Source organism: Pseudomonas sp. EYE_354 (assembly GCF_023148575.1).
Taxonomy (GTDB): Bacteria; Pseudomonadota; Gammaproteobacteria; order Pseudomonadales; family Pseudomonadaceae; genus Aquipseudomonas.
Genome location: NZ_JAHXNQ010000007.1, coordinates 73044 through 90440, shown reverse-complemented (window position 1 = coordinate 90440; position 17397 = coordinate 73044). Strand labels below are relative to the sequence as shown.

The following is a 17397-nucleotide window of genomic DNA, read 5'->3' as shown; positions in this document are numbered from 1 at the left end:
AATCCTCACTGAACCGCGCCCGCTGGCGTGTTCAACAACACAACGGCAGCAGTCACCAGCAGATTGATCAGGGTCAGCGGCAGGCAGAAGCGCCAGCTGAAATCCATCACCTGGTCGTATCGTGGACGCGGAATGGAAGCGCGCAGCAGGATAAACAACATGATGAAGAACGCGGTCTTCAGGAAGAACCAGAAGAACGCCAACTGCGGCAGGATGCCGAACGGACCGTGCCAGCCGCCGAAGAACAGCGTGACCAGCAGGGCCGAGATCAAGATGATGCCGATGTACTCACCGACGAAGAACATGCCCCATTTCATGCCGGCGTATTCAATGTGGTAACCGTCGGCCAGTTCCTGTTCCGCTTCCGGCTGGTCGAAGGGGTGACGGTGAGTCACGGCCACGCCCGCGATGAAGAAGGTACAGAAACCGAAGAACTGCGGAATGATGAACCACAGGTTCTGCGCCTGGTACTCGACGATATCGCGCATGTTGAACGAGCCGACCTGCACCACGATGCCCATCAGCGCCAGGCCCATGAACACTTCGTAGGACACGGTCTGGGCCGAGGCACGTAAGCTGCCCAGCAGGGCGAACTTGTTGTTGCTCGACCAGCCGGCGAACAGTACCGCGTAGACCGACAGACCGGCCATGGCGAAGAAGAACAGCAAGCCGATGTTCAGGTCCGCCACGCCCCAGGTCGGGGTGATCGGGATGATCGCGAAGGCGATCAGCAAGGCGCTCATGGCCACAACCGGTGCCAGGGTGAAGATCACCTTGTCGGCAAACGGCGGGGTCCAGTCTTCCTTGAAGAACATTTTCAGCATGTCGGCGGCGATCTGGAACATACCGAATGGGCCAACGCGGTTCGGACCGTAACGGTCCTGCCACCAGCCCAGCAGACGACGTTCGACGAAGCTGAGCAGGGCGCCCGCCACGACCACGGCCAGCAGGATCACGATGGCCTTGACCACCGAAATGATCACGTCAATTACTTCCGGCGTGAACCAAGTCATTGCGCTGCCTCCTGCAGACCGTCAACGGTTTTGCCAAAGATCGCAGGCGGAATACCGGCGAGGCCTTTCGGCAGTGCAACCAGACCGGCACCCAACGCTTCATTGATGCGCAGCGACAGACGCAAGGTCTGGCCGGCCACGTTCAGGCTGAGCAGGGCACCGTCGTTGACGCCCAGGCGGTCGGCTTCGGACTTGGCCAGGGACACATACGCAGTGGGGATGCGCTCTTGCACCGGCGCGGCCTTGGAAGAGGTTTCTTCGCTGCCGAACAGGTGGAAGAACGGCACCACCTGCCAGGTGCCCTGGGCCGGGTTGAATGGACGCGGTACCGCAGCGAACCAGTTCAGCGAGTCACCGCTGCTTTCGATCAGGCGGGTGCCCGGGTCGCCGGCGCGGATGTGACCACCGACTTCGTCCTGGAACTTGTTCCAGGCCTGCGGCGAGTTCCAGCCCGGCGACCAGGCGAACGGCACCTGCTGACGGGGCTCGGCCGAACCCGAATAACCTTCCATGGAGAAGGCAAACGCGGTGTCGTTGTCCTGTGGGGTACGCGGTTCGTGCACGCTGATGTCGGCGCGCATGGCGGTACGACCGGAGTAACGCAGCGGTTCGCGGGCCAGTTTCAGGCCCTTGATGCGGAACGTGGCGGACGGTGCGGCATCGACGATACGTGCCAGTTGCGGCGCGCTGGCAGCGGTGGCGGCGGTGACGTGGTCGAGCTGGGTCCAGTCGATCGGCTGGTTCAACAGGGTGGCGCGCAGGGCATGCAGCCAGCGCCAGCCTTCGTGCACCAGGATGCTGGCGTCCATGTACTTCGGATCGAACACCTGGAAGAAGCGCTGGGCGCGGCCTTCCTGGCTGACCAGCGTGCCGTCGCCTTCGGCGAAGGTGGCAGCTGGCAGGACCAGATGGGCACGGTCGCTGGTGGCGGTCTTCTGGTGGTCGGCGACGATCAGCACTTTGGCGGCGTTGAGAGCGGCGTCAACCTTGGCCGCATCGGTGCGGGTGTACAGGTCGTTTTCCAGCACCACGATGGCGTCGGCACGGCCGTCGGTCACCGCTTGCAGCGCGGCGTCGAGGGACTCGCCACCGAGCATGGCCAGACCGAGGCTGTTGGCTTCCGGTACGACCAGGCTGATGGAGCCGTTCTTGTCGCGCAGCTTCAGGGCCTTGGCAATGTTGGCGGCGGCTTCGATCAGCGCCTTGGAACCCAGCGAGGTACCGGCGATGATCAACGGACGCTTGGCCGCCAGCAGGGCGTCGGCGATGCGCTGGGCCAGTTCGACGGCTTCAGTGTCCAGGCCGTCGACGGCAGGCGCGCTGGCGTCGAGGGCGTGGGCCACGGCGAAACCGAGGCGAGCCAGGTCATCCGGAGCGGCGTGCACGCATTCTTCGGCGATGTCGTCGAGCTTGGTTTCAGCCAGGGATGCAATAAACAGCGGGTTCAGCGCGTGCTGGCCGATGTTTTTCACCGCGGCATCGAGCCAGGGCTGTACGCGCATGGCGTCGGCCATTTCTTCTGCCTTGCCTTTGACCGACTGGCGCAACGACAGGGCGATGCGTGCAGCGGTTTGGGTCAGGTCTTCACCGAGCACGAAAATTGCGTCGTGGTCTTCGATGTCACGCATGTTCGGCACGGGCAGCGGGCTGTCGTTCAGCACTTGGAGGACCAGGCGGATGCGTTCCAGCTCGCCGGCTTCGATACCGCTGTAGAAGTGCTCGGCACCGACCAGTTCGCGCAGGGCGAAGTTGCTTTCGAGGCTGGCGCGGGGCGAACCGATACCGACGATATTGCGGCCGCGCAGCAGGTCGGCGGCTTTATCCAGCGCCTGGTCCAGGCTCAGCTTGGCGCCGTCGGCCAGCAATGGCTGACGAGGACGGTCTTCGCGGTTGACGTAGCCATAGCCGAAACGGCCACGGTCGCACAGGAAGTACTGGTTAACCGAACCGTTGAAACGGTTTTCAATACGACGCAGTTCACCGTAACGCTCGCCCGGTGAAATGTTGCAACCGCTGGAGCAGCCATGGCAGATGCTTGGCGCGAATTGCATGTCCCATTTGCGGTTGTAGCGCTCGGAGTGAGTTTTGTCGGTGAACACACCGGTCGGGCAGACCTCGGTGAGGTTGCCGGAGAACTCGCTTTCCAGCACGCCGTCTTCAACGCGACCGAAGTACACGTTGTCGTGGGCGCCGAATACCCCCAGATCGGTGCCGCCGGCGTAGTCTTTATAGAAGCGCACGCAGCGGTAGCAGGCGATGCAGCGGTTCATTTCGTGGGAAATGAACGGGCCGAGGTCCTGGTTCTGGTGGGTGCGCTTGGTGAAGCGATAGCGGCGCTCGTTGTGGCCGGTCATCACCGTCATGTCTTGCAGGTGGCAGTGACCGCCTTCCTCACAGACCGGGCAGTCGTGGGGGTGGTTGGTCATCAGCCATTCGACAACGCTGGCGCGGAACGCCTTGGATTCATCATCGTCGATGGAAATCCAGGTGTTGTCGGTGGCTGGGGTCATGCAGGACATGACGATACGACCACGGGTGTCGTTCTCGTCGGTGTATTGCTTGACCGCACACTGGCGACAGGCACCGACGCTACCTAGCGCGGGGTGCCAGCAGAAATAAGGGATGTCGAGGCCTAGTGACAGACACGCCTGTAACAGGTTGTCCGCCCCATCGACTTCGAGCGCTTTGCCGTCTACGTGGATAGTGGCCATGGTTCAAAGTTCTTCGTTGGCCCGTTGTCAGCGGGCGTGGCTAATGGAATCTTGTTATTCATGTGCATCTACACAGCCCTGCAGGCGTCAGCACATGAGCAGGCGAAGGGCACGGGCCCTTCGCCGGTTTAAGCGTTACGCGCCGACTACGATCGGCCTTGCCAGAGGCGGGACGGCGGCGCTGATAGGCGCGATGCCGGCTTCGAACTCCGAGCGGAAGTATTTGATTGCGCTGCCCAATGGCTCCACGGCGCCCGGTGCGTGAGCACAGAAGGTCTTGCCAGGGCCGAGGAAACCGACCAGGCCCAGCAGGGTTTCGATATCACCCTCGCGGCCTTCACCGTTTTCCAGGGCCATCAGCAGCTTCACGCTCCACGGCAGACCGTCGCGGCACGGGGTGCAGAAGCCGCAGGATTCGCGGGCAAAGAACTGCTCCATGTTGCGCAGCAACGAGACCATGTTCACGGTGTTGTCCACCGCCATCGCCAGCCCGGTACCCATCCGGGTGCCGACCTTGCCGATGCCGCCGGCGTACATCTGGGCGTCCAGGTGCTCAGGAAGCAGGAAGCCGGTGCCGGCGCCGCCTGGCTGCCAGGCCTTGAGGGTGTAGCCGTCGCGCATGCCGCCGGCGTAGTCCTCGAACAGTTCGCGCGCGGTCACGCCGAACGGCAGTTCCCACAGACCGGGGTTCTTGACCTTGCCGGAGAAGCCCATGAGCTTGGTGCCCATGTCTTCGCTGCCTTCGCGGGCCAACGATTTGTACCAGTCCACGCCGTCGGCGATGATCGCCGGCACGTTGCACAAGGTCTCGACGTTGTTCACGCAGGTCGGCTTGCCCCACACGCCCACGGCGGCAGGGAAGGGCGGTTTGGAGCGCGGGTTGGCGCGGCGGCCTTCGAGGGAGTTGATCAGGGCGGTTTCTTCACCGCAGATGTAACGCCCGGCGCCGGTGTGCACGAACAGTTCGAAATCAAAACCCGAACCGAGAATGTTCTTGCCCAGCAGGCCCGCTGCCTTGGCTTCTTCCACGGCACGGTTGAGGTGCTTGGCGGCGGTGGTGTATTCGCCACGTAGGAAGATGTAGCCACGGTAGGTTTTCAGCGCGCGGGCGCTGATCAGCATGCCTTCGATGAGCAGATGGGGCAGTTGCTCCATCAGCATGCGGTCTTTCCAGGTGTTGGGTTCCATTTCATCCGCGTTGCACAGCAGGTAGCGGATGTTGATGGATTCGTCCTTAGGCATCAGGCCCCACTTCACGCCAGTGGGGAAACCTGCGCCGCCGCGGCCCTTGAGGCCGGCGTCTTTTACGGTCTGGACGATATCGTCCTGGGCCATTTCGGCGAAAGCTTTGCGCGCCGCCGCATAACCGTTCTTGGCCTGGTACTCGTCAAGCCATACCGGCTCGGCATCGTCACGCAGGCGCCAGGTCAGCGGGTGGGTCTCAGGCGAACGCTTGATCAGGTTGGCCGGGCCGAAAGAAGTCAGGGTCATGGGTAGCCCTCGAGCAATTGGGTCACGCCAGCAGGCTGCACGTCACCGAATGTGTCGTCGTCGATCATCAACGCCGGCGCTTTGTCGCAGTTGCCCAGGCAGCACACCGGCAGCAGCGTGAAACGGCCGTCTGCAGTGGTCTGGCCGAGGCCGATGCCCAGCTTGTTCTGGATCTCGCTGACCACGGACTCGTGACCACCGATGTAGCAGACCATGCTGTCGCACACGCGAATGATGTGACGGCCGACCGGCTGGCGGAAGATCTGGCTGTAGAACGTGGCCACGCCTTCAACATCGCTGGCAGGGATGCCAAGGATCTCGCCGATGGCGTAGAGGGCGCCGTCCGGCACCCAGCCACGTTCCTTCTGGACGATTTTCAGGGCTTCGATCGACGCCGCGCGCGGGTCTTCGTAGTGATGCAGCTCGTGCTCGATGGCCGAGCGCTCGGTTTCACTCAAAGTGAAACGGTCTGTCTGGATAAGCGTGCTGTTCATGCTTAGCGGTCCACGTCGGCCATAACGAAATCGATACTACCCAGGTACGCAATCAAGTCCGCGACCATCTCACCTTTGATCACCGAAGGGATCTGCTGCAAGTGGGCAAAGCTTGGGGTACGAATCCGGGTGCGGTAGCTCATGGTGCCGCCATCGCTCGTCAGGTAATAACTGTTGATACCCTTGGTCGCTTCGATCATCTGGAAGGATTCGTTGGCCGGCATCACCGGGCCCCACGAAACCTGCAGGAAGTGCGTGATCAGGGTTTCGATGTGTTGCAGCGTGCGCTCTTTGGGCGGCGGCGTGGTCAGCGGGTGATCCGCTTTGTAAGGACCTGCCGGCATGTTGCGCATGCACTGCTCGATGATCTTCAGGCTCTGGCGCATCTCTTCGACGCGCACGATGCAACGGTCGTAGGCATCGCCATTGGCTGCCAGCGGCACTTCGAACTCGAAGTTCTCGTAGCCGGAGTACGGGCGCGCTTTACGCAGGTCGAAGTCGCAACCGGTGGAGCGCAAGCCGGCACCGGTGACGCCCCATTCCAGGGCCTCTTTGGTGTTGTACTGCGCGACGCCGATGGTGCGGCCCTTGAGAATGCTGTTGTCCAGCGCGGCCTTTTGATACTCGTCCAGACGCTTGGGCATCCAGTCGATGAACTCTTTGACCAGACGCTCCCAACCGTTGGGCAGGTCATGGGCCACGCCACCGATGCGGTACCAGGCCGGGTGCAGGCGGAAACCGGTGATGGCTTCGATGACCTTGTAGGCACGCTGACGGTCGGTGAAGGTGAAAAACACCGGGGTCATGGCGCCGACGTCCTGGATATAGGTACCCAGGAACAACAGGTGGCTGGTGATCCGGAAGAACTCGGCCATCATGATGCGGATGGTGTCGACGCGGTCCGGCACTTTGATGCCGGCCAGCTTCTCGACCGAGAGTACGTACGGCAGGTTGTTCATCACGCCGCCGAGGTAGTCGATACGGTCGGTGTACGGGATGAAGCTGTGCCAGGACTGACGCTCGGCCATCTTCTCGGCACCCCGGTGGTGGTAGCCGATGTCCGGTACGCAGTCGACGATTTCTTCGCCGTCCAGCTGCAGGATGATACGGAAGGCACCGTGAGCCGAAGGGTGGTTCGGGCCCAGGTTGAGGAACATGTAATCCTCGTTGGTGCCGGAGCGTTTCATGCCCCAGTCTTCCGGACGGAAGCGCGCGGCCTCTTCTTCAAGCTGTTGCTTGGCGAGGTTGAGGCTGAACGGGTCGAATTCGGTGGCGCGCGCCGGGAAGTCCTTGCGCAGCGGGTGACCTTCCCACGTTGGCGGCATCATGATGCGCGTCAGGTGCGGGTGGCCTGGGAAGTCGATACCGAACATGTCCCAGACTTCACGCTCGTACCAGCTGGCGTTCGGCCAGATACCGGTCACGGTCGGGATGCTCAAATCGCTCTCGGACAGGGCGACCTTGATCATCACGTCGCTGTTACGTTCCAGCGACATCAAGTGGTAGAACACGGTGAAATCGGCGCCGCTCGGCAGCCCCTGGCGCTTGGTGCGCAGACGCTCGTCCACGCCATGCAGGTCATAGAGCATGACGTACGGCTTGGGCAGGTTGCGCAGGAAGGTCAGGACTTCGACAAGCTTGGCGCGCGCCACCCACAGCACCGGCATGCCGGTGCGTGTGGCCTGGGCGGTGAAGGCGTCAGGGCCAAAACGGTTATTGAGTTCGACAACCACATCCTGGTCGTCTGCCTTGTAAGGCGGGATGTACAGAGCACTGCCTGTAGTCATGGTTTTTTATCGCTTTCGGTCAACGTAAAGAATGAAGCCAGGTTTTCGTTCTATAAAAGAAGCGGGCTGGATCAGACTTCGTCGGGGCTGCGCAGGTTGGTGACTGCGATTCGCTGTTCGCGGCGCTGTTCCTTTTGGGACGGCATCTCGGCGCGGTACACGCCTTGATCCCCAACCACCCAGGACAGTGGGCGACGCTCCTTGCCAATCGATTCCTGCAACAGCATCAAGCCTTGCAGAAACGCTTCTGGGCGGGGCGGGCAGCCAGGCACGTAGACGTCCACGGGCAGGAATTTATCCACCCCTTGAACAACCGAGTAGATGTCGTACATGCCACCGGAGTTGGCGCACGAACCCATGGAAATAACCCACTTAGGTTCGAGCATTTGCTCGTAGAGGCGCTGAATGATTGGCGCCATCTTGATGAAGCAGGTACCGGCGATAACCATGAAATCCGCCTGGCGTGGCGAGGCCCGGATAACTTCGGCGCCAAAGCGCGCGATGTCGTGGGGCGCCGTGAAGGCGGTGGTCATTTCCACGTAGCAGCACGAAAGACCGAAGTTGTACGGCCACAGGGAGTTTTTACGCCCCCAGTTGACCGCGCCACTCAGCACGTCTTCCAGCTTGCCCATGTAGATGTTCTTGTGGACTTGATCTTCTAACGGATCGGAAACGGTTTCCCGTTCGCCGATGGGGTATTGCTCGTTAGGAGCATCCGGGTCGATCCTGGTGAGATTGTATTGCATCGCCAAAGCCTCATTGTTTCAGCTTCGCTTGCCGCTTACGACGAGCTTCCGGAGCCCAGTCAAGGGCGCCCACTCGAAATAGGTAGACAAGGCCTGCCAACAGAATTGCTATGAAAACGAGGGCTTCGACGAATCCGGTCCAGCCGCTTTCGCGGACGGACACAGACCAGGCAAAGAGAAAGAGGGCTTCGATATCGAAGATCACGAACAGCATCGCGACCAGATAGAATTTGGCTGAGAGCCGCAAGCGGGCGCCACCTGTAGGTAGCATGCCGGACTCGAACGGTTCGTTTTTGCTGCGCCCCCAGGCTTTTGACCCGAGGAGGCTGGAGACGCCGAGCATGAAGGCGCAGAGGCCGACAACACCGAGGAGGAAAATGGCAAAGCCCCAGTTGTGGGCCATGAGTCCTGTCGCTTCGGTCATGCTGGAAATCCTTAACAGAGAGCAAAGGTCTCTGAGCTCGAAAAAGTAATGATGCAGTGACGATATGTCGCAGCGCAGTCAATCGCGTTGATTTTATGGCTAAACACCGGGCAAGTAAAATTCCTGTAGCGAAATTATTCGATGGAATAAGCACATAGTGCACCTCGATGGGGCTCAAGCCCTTATGGAACGGGCATTAGCGGGCATTTAATCAATTATGTTTTGTTTAACCTGTAACGAAACTTTTATGGTCCAAATGATAATGAATATTGTTTGCGTGGGGTTTAAGCGATTGTTTCTCATGTGGCGGGGGAAGTTACCGTTACTTGCTTGAACGCTGCTTAGTTGCCAGAACGGTTCTTTTAACCGATTGCACCTGCGCGGATACCGCTCTGGATCAATATTCTGCGAAAAATCCCCAGAGATCATGCCTTGCCCACAATGGATCCGCAGTGCATCAGCAGGATTTGTACAGGCAAAAAAACGCCCCGAACCAGTCGGGGCGTGATTGCTGTGCGGCAGGACGGTTAGCTCTTGAGTGGTTCCGCCCTGGCCGTGTACTCAGTGTTTAGTGGAACTGTTCTTCTTCGGTCGAACCGGTCAGCGCCGTCACGGACGAGGTGCCGCCCTGGATCACGGTGGTCATGTCGTCGAAGTAGCCGGTGCCCACTTCCTGCTGGTGCGCCACAAAGGTGTAGCCCTTGGCGGCGTCAGCGAATTCCTGCTCCTGCAGCTTCACGTAAGCGGTCATGTCGTTGCGGGCGTAGTCGTGCGCCAGGTTGAACATGCTGTGCCACATGTTGTGAATGCCGGCCAGGGTGATGAACTGGTGCTTGTAGCCCATGGCGGACAGTTCGCGCTGGAACTTGGCGATGGTCGCGTCGTCCAGGTTCTTCTTCCAGTTGAAAGAAGGCGAGCAGTTGTAGGACAGCAGCTGGTCCGGGTATTCCTTTTTGATCGCTTCGGCAAAGCGACGGGCTTCGTCCAGGTCCGGCTTGGCGGTTTCGCACCAGATCAGGTCGGCATACGGCGCATAGGCCAGGCCACGGGCAATCGCCTGATCCAGGCCGGCACGTACCTTGTAGAAACCTTCCTGAGTGCGCTCGCCGGTCACGAATGGCTGGTCGTATGGGTCGCAGTCCGAAGTCAGCAGGTCAGCGGCGTTGGCGTCGGTACGGGCCAGGATGATGGTTGGGGTGCCGGCGACGTCGGCAGCCAGGCGGGCAGCGGTGAGCTTCTGCACGGCTTCCTGAGTTGGAACCAGTACCTTGCCGCCCATGTGGCCGCATTTTTTCACGGAAGCCAGTTGGTCTTCGAAGTGAACGCCGGCGGCGCCTGCTTCGATCATGCTCTTCATCAGCTCGTAGGCGTTGAGTACGCCGCCGAAACCGGCTTCGGCGTCAGCCACGATCGGTGCGAAGTAGTCGATGTAGCCTTCATCGCCCGGGCCTTTGCCGGCTTTCCACTGGATCTGGTCGGCACGACGGAACGAGTTGTTGATGCGCTTGACCACGGTTGGAACCGAATCCACCGGGTACAGCGACTGATCGGGGTACATGGATTCAGCGGAGTTGTTGTCCGCTGCCACTTGCCAGCCGGACAGGTAGATCGCCTGGATGCCGGCTTTTACCTGTTGTACTGCCTGGCCGCCAGTAAGGGCGCCCATGCAGTTGACGAAATCTTTGTCGGGACGGAAGGAAGGCTTGGCGCCTTGGGTAACCAGGTTCCACAGCTTCTCGGCGCCGAGTTTTGCAAAGGTGTGCTCAGGTTGGACCGAGCCACGCAGGCGGACGACGTCAGCAGCGGAATAAGCGCGGGTTACGCCTTTCCAGCGTGGGTTTTCAGCCCAATCTTTTTCAAGGGCTGCAATTTGCTGTTCGCGTGTCAGTGCCATGGGGAAAAACCTCGTCGCATAGGTCAGGGTGGAAAAATCCTTTTGCCAGCCACGCAATCGTTGCGCGGTATGGCTGCTCGCTGACCAGAAGCTTAGGCGATCAAGCCAGGTTGGACGGCGGAGGCGACGGGATGAACGAAGGGCTCAAGGGAGAAAGTGAGCAGGTAGGGGCGGACCGAGAACAGTCTTCAGGCGTCGTGGGCCTTTGGGCATTCTGCAGCGTGTTGCCGGGTTACCTGGTTAGCTTCCGTCCCTCGGGACAACTTCGTTCCAGTCGCAACCAACGTCAAACACACCTTGTGGGCGGTACAGACACGAATCGGCTCAGGTGGGTAGATTAGAGCGGCGATCCGGAGACCCTTGCCAGGGCCTCTGATTAGCGGGAGCGAGGCCATCATGCCCATGCTTTTTTGGATCGTCAAATGTTTTGTAGTGCTTTTTTTAAGGCACTACATCTTTAGTCTAATACGACTCATCAGTCAGTTTTTGGTGCTTCAGTTCAAGGTGTCGACCTTGACCCGTAAGGTCAGGTCTTCGCGCCCCTGAGTAGAGTAGCTGCGGGTTGTGGAGGATTTATCGGCCTGGGTTTCACGATTGACGCCGGCCAGGGATATCCACTCGCCCAGGCGGCCGCTGACGGTTGTGTCGGTGCTTTGTACGTTCACTACATCGGGACGTTCCTGGCTCATGCGGTCACGGTTGGTACTGATCGCCAGGTGTACGGTCTCGCCGGTAACGCTGGCGGTCACGTAGAAACCCTGGGTGACGTTGCGGTATTGGGTCTGGTTTTGCGGGCGGCCGTAGGCATCGGGCTGGGTGGTGGTCAGCGGCACGCTTTGACCCATCTGGATCAACGCCGGTACGCCTTCGCTGGCCTGGATCTGCTGGACGCCGCCGTCGCGGCTGGCGGTGCCGTAGCTGATGATGCGGGTCTGGCTGTCGCCGGTGTTTTGCTGGTTGTTTTCATTAGTGTCGACGGTGATCAGCAGGCGCCTGGCCGGCGTGTCCAGTTGTGCGAGCAGGGCGCGCAGTTCTTCAATCTTGCCAGGCTCGGCTTTAACGATCAGTTGGTTGCCATAGGCGCTGACAGTGCCGTCCTTGCCGATGAAATTCTGTGCTACCGGCAGCAGGTCCGCGCTGGTGCGGTTGCTCAGGTTGACGACCTGGGTGTCGGCCATGGCCGAGACGCTGACGGCCAGGAAGAGGGCGGTGAGCAAGGTGCGTAGGGACATGTCCGTTATCTCTGCGAGTCGAAGGCTGGATAGTGCCACTTTGTAGGCCTGGGGTGTAGTGAGCGCGCAAGCCCCGTGCCGGGCTGCGAAGCAGCCCTAACAAAAAACGCCGCGCTCTTTCTGAGGGAGCGCGGCGTCTGGTTTTGGGTCTGTTTCGCAGCCCGACACGGGGCAAGCCCGCTCAGCCCAAGGATCAGCCCTCGCGCACCATGTCCACATGCGGAATCCCGACCTCAAGAAACTCGTCACTGACGATCTTGAAGCCCAGCCGCTCATAAAACGGCGCGGCATACACTTGCGCGCTGAGGAACTGCCGGGTCTGGCCGCGTTTCTCGGCCTCGCCAATCACGGCTTCCATCAGTTTGTCGCCGACTTTAAGTCCGCGCCAATCCTTGAGCACTGACACTCGGCCGATCTCGCCGCTGGGCAGCAAGCGGGCGGTGCCAATAGGGAAGTCACCCTCGAATGCCAGGAAATGCACGGCATCTGCGTCGTCAGCATCCCATTCCAGCTCGGGTGGAACGGATTGTTCGGCGATGAATACCGCTTCACGAATGCGCCGAATCTCGTCGATATCCTTTCGCCAGTCCGCGACACTTACGTGAATCTTATTCATCGGCAAATCCCAGGCTGCCTTGCTTGACCAGCTCGCACAGCAAGTCGCGGCCGTCTTCGTCGGCAAGCCATTCGCCGAGGTTTTCGCTGTGCAGCGCATCGGCCGAGCACACCAGTTTCAGCAGCTCTCGCAGCTTGCCTGGCAGGTAACGGCTCTGGCCGCTGGCGAACAGCAGCACATCGTCGTCGACCTCGGACCAGGCCATGCGCGCGCTTGGGTTGCGCACCAGAATCGCGCCATCTTGCAGGCTATTGAGGAAGTCGGCTTCGCCCATCTCCTCGCCGGCCACCAGCTCCGGGTAACGCGGTTCGGTCATGAACTGGCCGAACCAGGTCAGCAGCATGCGTTCGTCGCTCATGTGCTCGGCCAGCAGGCTCTTGAGGCGGTCGAGGGCATCGCTCTGGATCTGGTGCGGGTCGCTGACGGGCTGTGCGTCGGCGTCGGTGTAGCGCTCTTCGTCGGTCAGATACTGGGCCAGGAAGTCGGTGAAGTGGGTCAGCACTTCAGCAGCGCTTGGTGCACGAAAACCTACGGAGTAGGTCATGCAATCATCTTCGGCGATGCCGTAGTGCGCCAGGCGCGGCGGCAGGTAGAGCATATCGCCCGGTTCCAGCACCCATTCGGCGCTTTCTTCGAATTCGGCGAGGATACGCAGATCAGCGTGCTGCAGTAGCGGGCTTTCGGAGCTGCACATCTGACCGATCTTCCAGTTGCGCTTGCCCTGGGCTTGCAGCAGGAACACGTCGTAGTTGTCGAAGTGCGGACCCACGCTGCCGCCAGGTGCGGCGAAGCTGATCATCACGTCGTCGATGCGCCAGCTTGGCAGGAAGCGGAACTGCTCCAGCAGCTCGGCCACTTCCGGCACGAACTGGTCGACCGCCTGCACCAGCAGGGTCCACTCGCGCTCAGGCAGGGTGCTGAAGGTGTCTTCGGCGAACGGGCCGCGGCGCAGTTCCCATGGGCGTTCGCCGTGTTCGATGACCAGGCGCGATTCGACTTCTTCTTCCAGTGCCAGTCCGGCCAGTTCGTCGGCGTCGATCGGGCTTTCGAAGTCAGGGATGGCCTGGCGGATCAGCAGCGGTTTTTTCTGCCAGTAGTCGCGCAGGAATTCCCGTGCCGTGATGCCGCCCAGAAGTTGAAGAGGGATATCAGGATTCATGTGTAACCTATTGAAAAAAAGCACTTTTAAGACTGAAATAAAAACGCCCGGCGCGGCCGGGCGTCTCAAGGGTCTTGCGGTAATCAGATGCGCTTGGCTTGGGCCACGGCGTTGCCGATGTAGTTGGCCGGGGTGAGCAGTTTCAGCTCGGCCTTGGCAGCGGCTGGCATATCCAGGCCGTCGATGAAAGTTTGCAGTGCTTCAGGGCTGATGCCCTTGCCGCGCGTCAACTCTTTCAGCTTCTCGTACGGGTTTTCGATGTTGTAGCGGCGCATTACGGTCTGGATCGGCTCGGCCAATACTTCCCAGCACGCGTCCAGGTCGGCGGCGATTTTCTGCTCGTTGAGCTCGAGCTTGCTGATGCCTTTGAGGCTCGCTTCGTACGCGATCACGCTGTGGGCAAAGCCCACGCCGAGGTTGCGCAGTACGGTGGAGTCGGTCAGGTCGCGCTGCCAGCGGGAGATTGGCAATTTGCTGGCCAGGTGCTGGAACAGGGCGTTGGCGATGCCGAGGTTGCCTTCGGAGTTTTCGAAGTCGATCGGGTTGACCTTGTGCGGCATGGTCGACGAACCGATTTCACCGGCAATGGTGCGCTGCTTGAAGTAGCCCAGGGAGATGTAGCCCCAGATATCGCGATCGAAGTCGATCAGGATGGTGTTGAAGCGCGCAATGGCGTCGAACAGCTCTGCGATGTAGTCGTGAGGTTCGATCTGCGTGGTGTACGGGTTGAAGCCCAGGCCCAGTTCGTCTTCGATGAAGGCGCGGGCGTTGGCTTCCCAGTCGATTTCCGGGTAGGCGGAGAGGTGTGCGTTGTAGTTGCCGACAGCGCCGTTGATCTTGCCCAGCAGCGGTACGGCCGCCACTTGGGCGATCTGACGCTCCAGGCGGTACACCACGTTGGCCAGCTCTTTGCCCAGGGTCGTCGGCGATGCCGGCTGGCCATGGGTGCGCGAGAGCATCGGCACGGCGGCGAAGCGGATCGCCAGTTCGCGGATGGCTTCAGCGGTCTGGCGCATCAGTGGCAGCATGACGTCATCACGGCCTTCGCGCAGCATCAGTGCGTGGGACAGGTTGTTGATGTCCTCGCTGGTGCAGGCAAAGTGGATGAACTCGCTGACCTGGGCCAGTTCCGGCAGCTTGGCCGCTTGCTCTTTGAGCAGGTACTCAATGGCTTTGACGTCGTGGTTGGTGGTGCGCTCGATCTCTTTGACACGCTCGGCGTGCTCCAGGGAGAAGTTCTCCGCCAGGGTGTTGAGCACCGCGTTGGCTTCGGCGGAAAACGCCGGCACTTCGCTGATGGCGGGGTGGGCGGCCAGGCGCTGGAGCCAGCGCACTTCAACCAGTACGCGAGCACGGATCAGGCCGTATTCGCTGAAAATAGGGCGCAGGGCCTGGGTTTTGCCGGCGTAGCGGCCGTCAACAGGGGAAACCGCAGTGAGCGAAGAGAGCTGCATGGGGTGTTCTCGGACAGTCGGGCAACGAAATGGGGCGCGTATCATACATGAAAAAATCCGCCGGTCCGTCGCCAACTGACCGGCGTATTACGCGTGAGGCGATAAAAAATCGGGTCGGTGCGACTTATTCGTTGCGCATCAACGGGTAAAGCTCTTTGAGCAATTTGCGTCGGCTGATCACCAACTGCCAACGATGACCGCCCAACTGGCGCCACAACCGCGCCGAACGAATACCGGCCAGGAGCAGCGCGCGGATTTTCGAGGCGTTGTTCGGTTGCTGCAGGTTGCGCATGTCGCCGTGCACCTGGATGCGTTGGCGCAAGGTGCTCAAGGTGTCCTGATACAACGCACCGCAGGCCGCGATCACGTTTTCGTGGGCCGGGCCGAAGTGTTCCACCTGGGACTGGATCTGCGGCAGGCGCTTGCCGATGGTTTCCAGCATGTCTTCGCGCTTGGCCAGTTGACGCTCAAGGCCGAGCATCGACAGGGCATAGCGCAGTGGCTCGCGCTGCAAGGTGCTCGGGTCGCGTTCGAGGGCGCCGATCAGCGCGCGGTAACCTTCGCGCAGGGCCAGGTCGTCGCCACCGTAGACCTCCAGCGTGTCCTTGGGGTCGCGGATCAGCAGGCTGCCGAGCATGCAGGTCAGCCCTGCCTCGGTGACCTGGCCGGTCTTGGCGATTTTGTCCACCAGCACCGCGGACAGAAATACACCGCCCAGTGCCGTCAGTTGTTCCTGGGTCGGGCTCATGCCGGAGTGCTCCAGGCTTGGGCGACTTCAATCACACCGCCACCCAGGCAGATTTCACCGTCATAGAACACCACGGACTGGCCAGGGGTGACCGCGCGCTGCGGGTCATCAAAGGTGGCGCGGTAGCCGCTGGCGGTTTTTTCCAGGGTGCATGGCTGGTCGCTTTGGCGATAGCGCACTTTGGCCGTGAGGCGGCGCGGCGTGCTCAGGTCGATCGGGTTGACCCAATAGATCTCCGACGCCAGCAGCGCGCCGGAGAATAACTGCGGGTGTTCGTTGCCCTGGCCGACGATCAGCACGTTGTTCTCCAGGTCTTTGACCAGCACGTACCACGGCTCTTCACCGGCGTCTTTGAGGCCGCCGATGCCCAGGCCCTGGCGCTGGCCGATGGTGTGGTACATCAGGCCATGGTGGCGGCCGATGACGTCACCCTCGGTGGTCTTGATCTCGCCGGGTTGCGCCGGCAGGTATTGCTTGAGGAAGTCGCTGAAGCGGCGCTCACCGATAAAGCAGATCCCTGTGGAGTCTTTCTTTTTGGCGGTGGCCAGGCCGTGTTTTTCGGCGATCCTGCGCACTTCAGGTTTTTCCAGTTCGCCCACCGGGAACAGGGTTTTGGCGATCTGTTCGCCGCCGACGGCGTGCAGGAAGTAGCTCTGGTCCTTGTTTGGGTCCAGGCCTTTGAGCAGTTCGGTGCGACCGTCGATATCGCGACGGCGCACGTAGTGACCAGTGGCAATCAGGTCGGCGCCGAGCATCATGGCGTAGTCGAGAAACGCCTTGAACTTGATTTCGCGGTTGCACAGGATGTCCGGGTTGGGCGTGCGACCGGCCTTGTATTCGGCCAGGAAGTGTTCGAACACGTTGTCCCAGTACTCGGCGGCGAAATTGGCGGTGTGCAGCTTGATGCCGATCTTGTCGCACACGGCCTGAGCGTCCGCCAGGTCGTCCATGGCGGTGCAGTATTCCGTTCCATCGTCTTCTTCCCAGTTCTTCATGAACAGGCCTTCCACCTCATAACCCTGCTCCATGAGCAGAACGGCGGAAACGGAAGAATCCACGCCGCCGGACATGCCGACGATGACGCGCTTCTTTTGTGTGTCAGAAGGGGCTGGATCACGCATAGGGTTTCAACGGGTGTCTTGAAAAAGGACGCGATTCTAACAGGCTCGGGCCCGCAAGGCTAAAGAGAAGGGCGGATCAATTCGAGACTGTGCCTGTGGCCGGCCAGATAATCATCGATACAGCGGATGATCAGCTCGCTGCGCCAGTCATCGCGCAGGGCCATCAGATCGTCACGGGTCAGCCAGCGGGCGCGCAGGATGCCTTCGTCCAGTTGATAGTCCGGGTGGTGTTTCAGGGCCTTGGCGATAAAGCAGACCCGTTGATAGGTCACCCCATTGCTGGGGGCCGTGTACAGGTAAATACCTACGATGCCGGTGGCTTCGACGTCCCAGCCGGTCTCTTCGAGGGTTTCGCGCACGGCGGCCTCGGTCAGGGTTTCATTTGGGTCCAGGTGGCCGGCGGGCTGATTGAGCACGGCGCGACCGCCCTTGAGTTCTTCGACCATCAGGAAGCGGCCGTTGTCTTCTACGACGGTGGCGACGGTGATGTGCGGATTCCAGGTCATA

15 protein-coding genes are annotated in these 17397 nt (G+C 60.7%); all 15 read right to left on the bottom strand.

The window, feature by feature from the left end; all coding sequences use genetic code 11:
• Positions 1–5: 5 nt before the first annotated feature.
• Positions 6–1013, bottom strand: a complete 1008-nt coding sequence (nuoH, locus tag KZX66_RS11690; RefSeq protein WP_017137518.1) for an NADH-quinone oxidoreductase subunit NuoH — start codon at positions 1011–1013, stop codon at positions 6–8.
• A complete protein-coding gene (gene nuoG, locus KZX66_RS11685; RefSeq protein WP_248079500.1) occupies positions 1010–3724 on the bottom strand; it encodes an NADH-quinone oxidoreductase subunit NuoG in 2715 nt (904 codons plus the stop codon). The genes nuoH and nuoG overlap by 4 nt, the downstream gene beginning before the upstream one ends.
• A gap of 135 nt (positions 3725–3859) precedes the next feature.
• The gene (gene nuoF, locus KZX66_RS11680; RefSeq protein ID WP_248079498.1) at positions 3860–5215 is read right to left on the bottom strand and encodes an NADH-quinone oxidoreductase subunit NuoF; all 1356 of its coding nucleotides are present in this window, start codon (positions 5213–5215) and stop codon (positions 3860–3862) included.
• Entirely contained in the window at positions 5212–5709 is a 498-nt protein-coding gene (gene nuoE / locus KZX66_RS11675) for an NADH-quinone oxidoreductase subunit NuoE (protein ID WP_056861694.1), read from the bottom strand. Before nuoE ends, nuoF begins: the two co-directional genes overlap by 4 nt.
• Positions 5710–5711: 2 nt before the next feature.
• A complete protein-coding gene (gene nuoC, locus KZX66_RS11670; protein WP_033896875.1) occupies positions 5712–7496 on the bottom strand; it encodes an NADH-quinone oxidoreductase subunit C/D in 1785 nt (594 codons plus the stop codon).
• A 71-nt stretch (positions 7497–7567) separates the two neighbouring features.
• Positions 7568–8242, bottom strand: coding sequence for an NADH-quinone oxidoreductase subunit B (locus KZX66_RS11665; protein ID WP_003174719.1), 675 nt, complete (start codon positions 8240–8242; stop codon positions 7568–7570).
• A gap of 10 nt (positions 8243–8252) precedes the next feature.
• On the bottom strand, positions 8253–8666 hold the full coding sequence (locus KZX66_RS11660) for an NADH-quinone oxidoreductase subunit A (RefSeq protein ID WP_003219575.1): 414 nt from the start codon (positions 8664–8666) through the stop codon (positions 8253–8255).
• Positions 8667–9234: 568 nt separating this feature from the next.
• Entirely contained in the window at positions 9235–10560 is a 1326-nt protein-coding gene (gene aceA, locus KZX66_RS11655; RefSeq protein ID WP_025858968.1) for an isocitrate lyase, read from the bottom strand.
• A gap of 494 nt (positions 10561–11054) precedes the next feature.
• Positions 11055–11792 carry a secretin N-terminal domain-containing protein gene (locus tag KZX66_RS11650; RefSeq protein WP_248079496.1) on the bottom strand — a complete coding sequence of 246 codons (738 nt, stop codon included), beginning with the start codon at positions 11790–11792 and terminating at the stop codon, positions 11055–11057.
• Positions 11793–11985: 193 nt separating this feature from the next.
• Positions 11986–12408, bottom strand: a complete 423-nt coding sequence (locus tag KZX66_RS11645) for a GNAT family N-acetyltransferase (RefSeq protein WP_248079494.1) — start codon at positions 12406–12408, stop codon at positions 11986–11988.
• Positions 12401–13567: a cupin domain-containing protein gene (locus KZX66_RS11640; protein WP_248079492.1), complete on the bottom strand. Its 1167-nt coding sequence runs from the start codon at positions 13565–13567 to the stop codon at positions 12401–12403. The genes KZX66_RS11645 and KZX66_RS11640 overlap by 8 nt, the downstream gene beginning before the upstream one ends.
• Positions 13568–13650: 83 nt before the next feature.
• The gene (gene purB, locus KZX66_RS11635) at positions 13651–15021 is read right to left on the bottom strand and encodes an adenylosuccinate lyase (protein ID WP_024076171.1); all 1371 of its coding nucleotides are present in this window, start codon (positions 15019–15021) and stop codon (positions 13651–13653) included.
• 124 nt (positions 15022–15145) lie between these two features.
• On the bottom strand, positions 15146–15769 hold the full coding sequence (hflD, locus tag KZX66_RS11630; protein ID WP_027606331.1) for a high frequency lysogenization protein HflD: 624 nt from the start codon (positions 15767–15769) through the stop codon (positions 15146–15148).
• Positions 15766–16890, bottom strand: a complete 1125-nt coding sequence (gene mnmA, locus KZX66_RS11625) for a tRNA 2-thiouridine(34) synthase MnmA (RefSeq protein ID WP_248079490.1) — start codon at positions 16888–16890, stop codon at positions 15766–15768. Before mnmA ends, hflD begins: the two co-directional genes overlap by 4 nt.
• 59 nt (positions 16891–16949) lie before the next feature.
• A complete protein-coding gene (locus KZX66_RS11620; RefSeq protein WP_248079488.1) occupies positions 16950–17396 on the bottom strand; it encodes an NUDIX hydrolase in 447 nt (148 codons plus the stop codon).
• Between the last annotated feature and the right edge of the window lies 1 nt (position 17397).